The 2,028-nt window shown below is 69.5% G+C and carries 4 protein-coding genes; all 4 read left to right on the top strand.

The annotated features are described in order from the left end of the window. Nucleotides 1–635 (top strand): acyl-CoA dehydrogenase family protein (locus tag JYJ84_RS35145; RefSeq protein ID WP_275890767.1); only part of this gene is annotated, 635 nt, incomplete at its 5' end. Between the two features lie 96 nt (nucleotides 636–731). Next, nucleotides 732–1,109 carry a hypothetical protein gene (locus tag JYJ84_RS35140; RefSeq protein ID WP_011356094.1) on the top strand — a complete coding sequence of 126 codons (378 nt, stop codon included), beginning with the start codon at nucleotides 732–734 and terminating at the stop codon, nucleotides 1,107–1,109. Nucleotides 1,110–1,117: 8 nt separating this feature from the next. Next, entirely contained in the window at nucleotides 1,118–1,639 is a 522-nt protein-coding gene (locus JYJ84_RS35135; protein WP_175219402.1) for a nuclear transport factor 2 family protein, read from the top strand. Nucleotides 1,640–1,677: 38 nt separating this feature from the next. After that, nucleotides 1,678–2,028 (top strand): amidase family protein (locus JYJ84_RS35130; RefSeq protein WP_240201950.1); only part of this gene is annotated, 351 nt, incomplete at its 3' end.

Raw genomic sequence — 2,028 nt, 5'->3', positions numbered from 1 at the left:
ACCAGGTCGAGATCGTCGAGAACTGGAACGTGGTCGGCATGCAGGGCACCGGCAGCCACGACCTGCGCGTCGACGACCGCTTCGTGCCCGAAGCATGGACCTTCGTGCGCGGCGGCGAGCCGACCGTCGACGAGCCGCTGTACCGCTATCCGACCGTCGCGTATGCGGCGCAGGTGCTCGCCGTCGTGAACCTCGGCCTCGCGCGCGCGGCGCTCGACGTCGTGAACCGGATGTCGGGCGGCCGGCAGACGACGACGGGCGCACCGCGTCTCGCCGATCGCGCGTACTACCGCATCGAACTCGCGAAGGCCGAGGCGCAGCTGCGCTCGGCGCGCGCATTCTTCTACGACGCAACCGACGGCGTGTGGCAATCGATCCTCGCCGGCAACCCGGTGACGCCCGACCAGGTCAGCCTGTTGCGGCTCGCGGCCACGCAGATCGCACGCGAAGGCGCGAGCGTCGTCGAACGCGCATATCGGCTCGGCGGCACGGCGGCGATCTATCGCACACACCCGCTGCAGCGGCTGCTGCGCGATGCAATGGTCGTCACGCAACACGCGTTTCTCGGCGAAGGCAACTTCGACGGCGCCGGCGCGGTATTCACCGGCGTCACGCCGTTTCCCGGCTATCTGTAACCTGCGTCTGACCGAACTGTTTATGAACGCGCATGAAGCCGAAATGCCGTCGCCGGCCGGTTCATGCGCCCCACCGATTCCTCTGGAGAACCTGATATGTCCGATTCGAATCCGCTGCCGCTGCGCGTCCTGTTCTGCTGTGGCGTGTCGCAAAACTTCTTCGACCTGCCGCGCGAGAAGATCGGTGAAGTGTGGCAGGCGTACGGTGCGATGCTCGCGGCCGTCGAAGCGATGCCCGGCGTGCGCGTGCTCGGCGTGATGGACGACGACCGCCTCGTGGTCGGCCAGGCCGACGGCGCACCGTGGACCTTCTACATCATGGCCGACGTTGCCGACTTCGACACGACGGTCGCCGTATGCAACCTGTATCGCACGACGCCGGTCGGCGAATACAACCTGTGGCGCTACGGCAAGATCGAAGCACGCGTTGGCCGCGCGCTGACCGTGCCGCCGGCCGCGAAGCCCGCGGCGTGAGGCGCGCGATGACCGACCTGTCTCCCGGCCTGATCGACGCGCTCGCGCAGCGCCTGGCGGCGCTCGACGCCGAGCGCGCGGTGCGCGCGACGATCACGCGCTACATGGCGCTGTGCGACGTGCCCGAGGATGCCGGCGACGGCCCGTCGCTCGCCGAGCTGTTCACCGCCGACGCCGTGTGGGAGGGCGTCGGCCCGCAATACGCGCGCAAGTTCGGCCGCCTCGAAGGCACCGCCGCGATCGTCGCGATGCTGGGCCGCTACCTGCCGCCCGATCCGCATTTCTCGGCGAACCTGCACTTCCTGACGTCGGAGTCGATCGAGATCGGCGCCGGCAACGCGAACGCGCGCGGCCGCTGGATCATGCTGCAGGCGTCGCGCTACGCGGACGGCACGGCCGAGCTGATCGCCGCGCGGCTGACCGTCGATTTCGCGCCGGCCGCCAACGGCGCTGCGTGGCTGATCCGCCATTTCCGCACCGAACGCGTGCTCGACGGCCCGTGGCCGCTCGCCGCCGCGCCACGGGCCTGATTCCCGATGCTTCCCAACGCTCGCTCACGATAACGACCATGACAGGCTTCATCGACACCTTCACGCTCGGCGGCCCCGGCCCCACGATCGCGATCAAGGACACGATCGACATCGCTGGCCATCCGACCCGCGCGGCGAGCCGTGCGCTCGCCGATGCCCCGCCTGCGGCGCAACACGCGGACGTGGTCCGCCTGCTGCTCGACGCCGGCTGGCAGATCGCCGGCAAGGCGAACATGCACGAGCTCGCGTTCGGCATGACCGGCATCAACGACTACACGGGCACGCCCGTCAATCCGCAGGATGCGACGCGCATTCCGGGCGGCTCGTCGAGCGGTTCCGCATCGCTCGTCGGGCTCGGCACGGTCGATGCGGCGCTCGGCACCGACACG

Source organism: Burkholderia sp. LMG 13014 (assembly GCF_905232215.1).
Classification (GTDB): domain Bacteria; phylum Pseudomonadota; class Gammaproteobacteria; order Burkholderiales; family Burkholderiaceae; genus Burkholderia.
The sequence above is the reverse complement of the archived record's forward strand: the minus strand, read 5'-3'. Positions and strand labels throughout refer to the sequence as shown.

What these genes read in the sequence shown, in the direction of transcription:
- JYJ84_RS35140 (WP_011356094.1), top strand. Translation starts at nt 732, where the DNA reads ATGTCCGATTCGAATCCGCTGCCGCTGCGCGTCCTGTTCTGCTGTGGC.
- JYJ84_RS35135 (WP_175219402.1), top strand. Translation starts at nt 1,118, where the DNA reads ATGACCGACCTGTCTCCCGGCCTGATCGACGCGCTCGCGCAGCGCCTG.